The organism is Candidatus Neomarinimicrobiota bacterium (assembly GCA_041862535.1).
In the GTDB taxonomy this organism is placed as follows: domain Bacteria; phylum Fidelibacterota; class Marinisomatia; order SCGC-AAA003-L08; family TS1B11.
Map to the genome: position 1 here is coordinate 1 of JBGVTM010000378.1, position 6610 is coordinate 6610.

General features: G+C 58.4%; 7 protein-coding genes. All 7 read right to left on the reverse strand.

Annotated features, from left to right (window positions below; all coding sequences use genetic code 11):
* On the reverse strand, positions 1–434 hold a 434-nt coding region (locus tag ACETWG_13600), incomplete at its 3' end, for a KdsC family phosphatase (GenBank protein MFB0517618.1).
* A 25-nt stretch (positions 435–459) separates the two neighbouring features.
* Entirely contained in the window at positions 460–1281 is an 822-nt protein-coding gene (gene kdsA / locus ACETWG_13605) for a 3-deoxy-8-phosphooctulonate synthase (GenBank protein MFB0517619.1), read from the reverse strand.
* On the reverse strand, positions 1278–2918 hold the full coding sequence (locus ACETWG_13610; protein MFB0517620.1) for a CTP synthase: 1641 nt from the start codon (positions 2916–2918) through the stop codon (positions 1278–1280). Before ACETWG_13610 ends, kdsA begins: the two co-directional genes overlap by 4 nt.
* Positions 2911–3621 carry a 3-deoxy-manno-octulosonate cytidylyltransferase gene (gene kdsB, locus ACETWG_13615; protein ID MFB0517621.1) on the reverse strand — a complete coding sequence of 237 codons (711 nt, stop codon included), beginning with the start codon at positions 3619–3621 and terminating at the stop codon, positions 2911–2913. Before kdsB ends, ACETWG_13610 begins: the two co-directional genes overlap by 8 nt.
* On the reverse strand, positions 3618–3956 hold the full coding sequence (gene gatC, locus ACETWG_13620) for an Asp-tRNA(Asn)/Glu-tRNA(Gln) amidotransferase subunit GatC (protein MFB0517622.1): 339 nt from the start codon (positions 3954–3956) through the stop codon (positions 3618–3620). The genes kdsB and gatC overlap by 4 nt, the downstream gene beginning before the upstream one ends.
* 100 nt (positions 3957–4056) lie before the next feature.
* Positions 4057–5286 (reverse strand): ABC transporter permease, encoded by a 1230-nt coding sequence (locus ACETWG_13625; GenBank protein ID MFB0517623.1) that lies wholly within the window; start codon positions 5284–5286, stop codon positions 4057–4059.
* The gene (locus tag ACETWG_13630) at positions 5286–6500 is read right to left on the reverse strand and encodes an ABC transporter permease (protein ID MFB0517624.1); all 1215 of its coding nucleotides are present in this window, start codon (positions 6498–6500) and stop codon (positions 5286–5288) included. Before ACETWG_13630 ends, ACETWG_13625 begins: the two co-directional genes overlap by 1 nt.
* Positions 6501–6610 lie beyond the last annotated feature (110 nt).

The window sequence follows — 6610 nt, forward strand, 5'->3', positions numbered from 1 at the left end:
ACAACTTCCCTCAAAACTCCCTGTCCACCGGAACGCTTGGTGATATGAACGGCCACCTTCTTAACCAGCGGGTGGGCATTCGGCACACTTACCGGTACCCCCACCCGTTCCATGACCGGTAAGTCCACCAGGCTGTCCCCGATGTAGGCTACTTCGTGGGCCCGCAGATTAAATTTACCCAGTAGTATCTCAAATGGTTCCAGCTTATTCTTGCAGCCTTGATAAACGTCGTCAATTTGGAGCTGCCGGGCCCGAACGGTGGTGGCTTCCGAATGGCGCCCCGAGATTAAAGCCAGGAGAAGCTCAGCCTGTCGAGCCAGGGCTGTGCCCACACCGTCCTCAACGGTGAACCGCTTCAATTCTAAATCATTGGGCCCAATATAGATCGAACCGTCCGTAAGGATACCATCCACATCCATGAATAGCGCCCTCACCTGGCTGATCCGGGCCTGCAGTGGACTAGTCGCGATGATACACCTCCCGATAGGTCTGGCGAAAAGCCAACAGCTCCGTTATCAGGTCCTCAAAGCGGTCAAAGGGCCACTGGGTGGTGGAATCGCTCAAAGCCTGATCCGGCTGGTCGTGTACTTCCAGGAATAAACCGTCACAACCCGCCGCCACCGCCGCCCGGGCTACTACCGGGATATACTCCCGCAACCCACCAGTCCGATCACCCTGGCCGCCAGGTTGCTGGGCCGAATGGGTGGCATCAAATATCACCGGCACTCCCAATTCCTGGATAATCGGGATGGCCCGCATATCGGAAATCAGATTATGATAGCCAAAACTGGTTCCCCGTTCGGTGACGGCAAAGCTTTCACAGCCAGCCTCGCGCAGCTTGTCCACCACATTGGCCACCTCCCAGGGGGAAAGGAATTGGCCCTTTTTTACGTTCACCGTCAGGCCGGTTCGGGCGGCGGCGGTGAGCATATCGGTCTGCCGCGACAAAAATGCCGGTATCTGGATCACATCCACTGCCGCCTGGACCTGTGCCGCCTGTTCCGGGGTATGGACATCGGTAAGCACAGGTAAACCGACTTCCTCCTTGATACGCCGGAAAATGGTCAGGGCCGTGTCCAGAGATATCCCCCTGTACGATCTGGGGGATGAGCGGTTGGCCTTGTCGAAACTGCTCTTGAAGATGAGCTGCAGGTCCAGACGCTCCCGGGCCGCAGCCAGCAAGCGGGCCATCTTCAGGACATGCTGCTCCGACTCAATCACGCAGGGCCCCGCAATGACCGGAAAGGTATCACTGGAAAAAGTGTAAGGGCCGAATTTCACTGGCGGTTGTTCCGCTTATAGTTCACCGCCGCCCTGATGAACTCCCTGAACAGGGGATGGGCCCTTACCAGTCGGCTCTTTAGCTCGGGGTGAAACTGGCCCGCCACGAACCAGGGATGATCCGGAATCTCGATGATCTCGACCAGGTCCAATTCCGGATTGGTGCCGCTGCAGATCATCCCCCCTTCCTCCAGGCGTTTCCGGTAGGCATTGTTCACCTCATAGCGGTGTCGGTGGCGCTCGCTGATGTGGCGGGAGCGATATGCCGCATAGGTCTTGGTGCCCGTCTTGATCTCACACGCATAGGCCCCGAGGCGCATGGTACCGCCCTTCTGCTCGATCCCCTGCTGACTATCCATGAGGTCTACCACCGGGTGGAGGGTGTCGGCATCAAACTCGGTGCTGTTGGCGCCTTGCAGGCCACACACGTGGCGGGCAAAATCGATAACCGCACACTGAAGCCCCAGGCAGATTCCCAGGAAAGGTACCTTATTTTCCCTGGCATAGCGCGCCGAAAGGATTTTACCCTCGATACCGCGCTCGCCGAATCCGCCCGGAATGAGAATACCGTCAACCCCTTTCAGTGCCGCCGCCAGATTCGACTTCTTCTCCAACATCTCGGTATCAACCCACTTGACTTTCACCCGCGCATCGTTCTCTACTCCCGCATGAATGAAAGCCTCGAGGATGCTCTTGTAAGCATCAGGTAAGGCATTGTATTTACCGGACATGGCGATAGTGACTTCCTGGCTGGGCCGCCTGTAGTGGGTCATGAAGTCCTGGAGAACCGAAGAGGATTCATCCGCAACCTTCAATCCGAGCTGCCAGGCCACCTCCCGGTCTAGACCCTGCTCCTGGAGCACCAGGGGAATCTCGTAGATGCTCTCCACGTCTGGAGATTCGAACACATGTTCGGGGAGCACGTTAGAAAACAGGGCGATCTTGGCGCGCACGTCCTTGGTGAGATGGTGATCTTCCATCGTACGGCAGACCACAATATCAGGCTGCAGACCGATCTCCCGCAGGCGCTGGACGCTGTGCTGAGTGGGTTTTGTCTTGAGCTCCTTGCTCTTTTCAATAAAGGGCACCAGTGTCAGGTGCATGATAAGATAGTTTTCTCGGCCCACTTCCAGACACAGCTGCCGGATAGCCTCCAGAAAGGGTTGACCCTCGATGTCGCCCACGGTACCACCGACCTCGCTGATAATCAGCTCGTATTTACGGCGGGGATTCACCTGCTTGATGCGCCGCTTGATCTCATCGGTGATGTGGGGAATCACCTGGATGGTTTGCCCCAGATAGTCGCCCCGGCGCTCCCGGTTCAAGACCTCCCAGTATACCTGGCCGGTGGTGGTATTGTTCAGCAGGGACATGTCGACATCGATGAAGCGCTCGTAGTGCCCCAGGTCCAGGTCCGTCTCAGAGCCGTCGTCCAGGACGAAGACCTCGCCGTGCTGGAAAGGACTCATCGTGCCCGGATCTATATTCAGGTAGGGATCCAGCTTCTGGATGGTGACCTTCACCCCCCGGGATTTGAGCAAGTAACCCAGGGAGGCCGAAAGAATCCCCTTCCCCAGGCCGGAGATAACCCCGCCCAGGATGAAGACGTATTTAACCGCTGGTCGCCCCTTACTCATGCCAGGCGGCTACAACACGTTCAAGGTCCTCGGGGGTGTCCACCGCCACAGCCGAATAGTCCACGGCAACCAGCCCGATCAAGGTACCCATATCCAGAGCCCGCAACTGCTCCAGGCGCTGCTCCCGCTCCCGGAGACTGGGCGGCTGGGCGCTAAGTTGAAGCAGAAAGCCCCGGCGATAGGCATATAGACCCACGTGCCGCAATTGATCACCCGCCGGGGGCACGGCGGGCAAATTCCGGTAAAAACCTACTGCCAGGCTGTTCTTCCCGATCACCTTCACAACGTTCGGATTCACAAGGTCATCGGGAGTCAGGATTGTCGATCCCACGGTGCCCATCGCCAGGTGGGGATTAGCCTGCATGTGGGCCACCAGCTGATCTACCACGCCGGCTTCCAGCTGGGGTTCATCCCCCTGAATGTTGACGATCAGTTCCGCGTCCAGGTCCTGGGCCACTTCGGCCACTCGATCAGTGCCGCTGACATGCTGGGACCCGGTCAGCACTACCCTGTCACCCAGATTGATGCAGGTCTCCGCCACCAGGGGGGAATCGGTGGCGATGATCACTTCATCTAGGGTGGCGCACTCCAAGGCTCGGCGATATACCTGGTGCACCATGGGATAATCGTGGATGGGGGCGAGGACTTTGCCAGGAAACCGGGTTGAAGCGTATCGGGCGGGGATGATGCCAATAACCGTCATTGATCGGTCTTGATGACCTGGGGGACCACGAAGAACTCGCCATCGGTGGCCCGTTTCTCGGGAGGACCGGCTTCTGTCAGCGGTGCGTTGGACAGCACCTTGTCCCGGGGCAGCGATTCTACAGGCTCGTCTTCGCGGGACACATTCACCAGATCGAGTACATGGGACAGCGGCTCCACAGCTGCCAGGTCCAGAGTCTCCAGCTTCTGCACGTGCTCCAGAATGGCGTTAATCTGCTGGGTATATACATCGCACTTATCTTCATCCAGGCGCAGCTTGGCCAGGCGTGCGATCTTTAAGAGCTCCTCCCTCGAAACGGTCTGCTTGGTGGACATTTTTAGACTGTTTACAATAATCGTGCCATAACAAGTTACGAGGGGCTAAAAAGGAATACAAGGGGATTGGGGCGCCGGTTGCGACGCCGGGAGGGAACGGCTACTCGTACCGCAGCGCTTCGATGGGATCCAGCTTGGAGGCCTTGTTGGCGGGATACAGGCCGAAAAAGATGCCGATGGCCGAACAGTAGCCCAGAGCCGCTATCGCCGCCCAGGGGGGAACACGGGCCGGCATGTCAAAGACCGGTGCGAGGGTCAGGGCCGTCACTGCCCCCAGAATAATGCCCACTATGGCGCCGAACTCCGATAGCAGCACCGCCTCGATCAGGAATTGGATCAGGATATCCCGCCGCCGGGCCCCGACCGCCTTGCGAGTGCCGATCTCTCTGGTGCGCTCCATTACCGATACCAGCATGATGTTCATTATTCCGATGCCGGCCACCAGCAGCGATATGCCGGCGATCCCTATCGCTGCTATCCGAATATATAGCGTGAAGTCCAGCATGGTGCTCATGATGGACTCGGCCGTCAGCACCTCGAAGTCGTTTTCTTCGCCCAACGGCACCTTGCGCCGCACCCGCATCAGGGCTACGGTCTCATCGATGGCCTGATCGATACTCTGAGTATCCCAGGCCCGCAGGAACAGGCCCGTGGAAGACATGCTGCGTCGGCTGGTGGCGTATAGCTTCTTGTAGGCCGTAATCGGGATGATGACCACGTTATCGGACGACTCACCGAAGGAACTGGGAGCCTGATTCAGGACTCCGATTACCTGGAAACCCTGGTTGCCCACCAGAATTCGCCGATCAATAGGGTCCTCGTAAAGGAACAGTTCCGCGGCCACATCCCTCCCCAGGATGGCCACCTGACGGGTGCGGGTGATATCGCCTTCAGTGAGGAATCTACCGTCGCCAAGCTCCGTGGCGCTAATCAGCAGGTACTCGGACATGGTGCCCACAATCTGCACGGTCGGCGCCGTTTTCTTATCCCGGTATTTGATCGTCTCGCCCCTCCGGCTGACCACGGCGGTGGCGGCGCGAATATTGGATGCTGTGCTCTGGAGGAAAAGGGCATCCTCGTACGTGAGGTCCTTACGCCGCGCATAGTGCATCCAGTTGTGGCCCACCACTACCGGCGGGAATTTCTGCACGACAAACGATTCGGAGCCCAGTGCACTCAGCTCCTCCTCCATAGCCCGATCGAAGCCCTCCACCACGCCCTGCATGCTGGTGATTGCCCATACTCCAATAACCACACCCAAAAGCGTCAGGCTGGAGCGGAGCTTGTGACTCAGGATGGAGCGAACCGCAATCTGAAAGAATTCCAGCATTATTCGAACCGCAATGCTTCAATGGGATCCAGTTTGGCGGCCTTGGTTGCCGGCCACAGCCCGAAGACCAACCCCACTACGACCACCACGCCAATCCCCAGGCCACCCCAGGCGGGCGGGATCCTTGCCATCAGGGGCGTAGCCCGCTCGATGATGATAGCCGCTCCCGATGCCAGTAAAAAACCTACTATGACCCCCAATGCCGAAACCGTCATACTCTCCACCAGGAACTGCCAGCGGATCGTACTCCGCCTGGCTCCCAAACTCTTGCGTATGCCAATCTCCATGGTACGCTCAGTGACGGTCACCAGCATAATATTCATGACCCCCACGCCGCCAACGATCAGGGCGATGCTCCCGATGCCGATGGCCACCATCCACAGCATGCGGGTGGCATTGTCATACAATTCCTGCAACGTGCTTTGCTGGTTAATGGCAAAATCGTTTTCCTCATCAGGGCGGAGCTTGCGGTAGCGCCGCATGATTCCTTCAACCTCTTCCCGGGCTTCGTTCACCAGATCGGGCTGGGCGGCCTTAAGAGCAATCGAGACGTTCCGCCAGCGACGACCGAACATCTTCAGCAGGGTCTCGGCCGGGACATAGACCATGTTGTCCGGATCATGTCCCATCGACTGCCCCTGCTCCTCCAGAACCCCGATCACCAGAAACCGCCGCCCGTTGATGGTTATACGCTTACCAAGAGGATCGCTGGTCGGGAACAGGTTCTCCCGCACTCCGTCGCCGATGACCGCCACTGCCTTCCGGCGTTGGGTATCTACGGTGGAGAGAAAACGACCGTCCACCACCTCGGTGCCGCTGATCACCGCCATGTCGGCATGCACACCCATCACCGCCACTCCCTCCAGGTTCTTATCGGCATATTTCAGTGTACCCCTCTGGCTGAGGCGGGGGCTGACGTGACTGACGTATTCCGACCGCTGCGCAATATACTCTACCGCATCCAGTCCGATGTTGCGCCGCTGGCGGGAACGGAGCCATTCCTCATGGCCCTGGAACCAGGCCCGCTTGTCCACGTACAGCACATCGGAACCCAGGCTGGAAATCTGCTCAGCGAAGGTAGCGTTGAGCCCCTCAATAATGGCCATAACCACCCCGACCGTGAAGATACCAATGGCAATGCCCAGGGTGGTCAGCAGGGCCCGAAACTTGTGAGCCCATAATGCGGCCCCGGCTACGCGCAGAATCTCAATCATGCGGCAACGTTCTGGCCGTTGATCGTCAGCTCGTCACTGGCGATCTGACCATCCAGTAAATGAATGACCCGATGAGCATGATCGGCGATGTGAGCCTCGTGGGTGACGAG